The 854-nt window shown below is 57.4% G+C and carries 1 protein-coding gene and 1 pseudogene; both read right to left on the bottom strand.

The genetic code is table 11. The features are described from left to right. Positions 1-96: 96 nt before the first annotated feature. Positions 97-573 carry a hypothetical protein gene (locus JHD63_RS22720; protein WP_198973062.1) on the bottom strand — a complete coding sequence of 159 codons (477 nt, stop codon included), beginning with the start codon at positions 571-573 and terminating at the stop codon, positions 97-99. A gap of 163 nt (positions 574-736) precedes the next feature. Further along, positions 737-854 (bottom strand): annotated as a pseudogene (locus JHD63_RS22715) (IS5/IS1182 family transposase); the annotation flags it as partial.

Genomic DNA, 854 nt, shown 5'->3' with positions numbered 1-854 from the left:
GCCCGACTGCACTCGACGCTGGCCTACGTCAGCCCGATGCAGTTCGAGCAGGACTGGCTTGCCAATCAACCAAGGCAAGCCACCTCATGAGCTCAGCTATGGGATACGGATTCCAGGGGCAAGGTCATTCTTGAACAGCCCCCACCAGCACAGGGGTTGCGATGTGGATCTCAGAGTGACGCCGACATCACACCCTTTGATGCGGGGTGGCGACTTGGCGTTGAGCAGAAACGGCGGGTCATCAGGCCAACGAACTCCGTACAAGAGGATGCGATACTCCTGGACCGCATTGATGGTGACGCAGTCGTACTCCGATCCCCTGCCAGCACCGCAACCGATGGCAGCCAGAGTGATGGACTCATGCACCGGCGATTTCATGATGGGGATGGCCGATCCAACAAACCAGTGCCCCAGGTAGTCCAACACGGGATTTCGCCCCAGCGTCGAGATCTTGCGGTCCACATCGCTGACCTTGGGCAGTACCTGAAATGCCGCCGCGCTGGATGCAGCGAATAGCGCTGCCATGAGAATAGCGCCGGAGCGAAGACGCGCCAGTGCTTTGAGCTGTTTCATTGGAATCCCCTCCATTGGTTTTCTTGTGGCCAGCCTTGTAGCCCCGTCCGAAAACTATTGCCGTATTCGCGGGGATTTGCAACCTTGTTTTTACGAGGCGCTCAACGAAGAGAATTGACTGAAGTCAATTCGACGGATCCGCAATGCTCTGCACTTAGAGCGGCTAACAAAACAAAGGGAGGTTGCGAGCACAGATGACACAACAAGCCAGGGAAAGCAGCGCGACATGAATGTCGATGCGGCGCTCGAAGCGGGTTCGCAGCTTGCCAAACGCGGCCAGC

The organism is Xylophilus sp. ASV27, assembly GCF_016428875.1.
GTDB lineage: Bacteria > Pseudomonadota > Gammaproteobacteria > Burkholderiales > Burkholderiaceae_C > Xylophilus.
Note: the sequence above shows the minus strand (reverse complement) of the source record. Positions and strands in the feature narration are given on the sequence as shown.

What these genes read in the sequence shown, in the direction of transcription:
- JHD63_RS22720 (WP_198973062.1), bottom strand. Translation starts at nt 573, where the DNA reads ATGAAACAGCTCAAAGCACTGGCGCGTCTTCGCTCCGGCGCTATTCTC.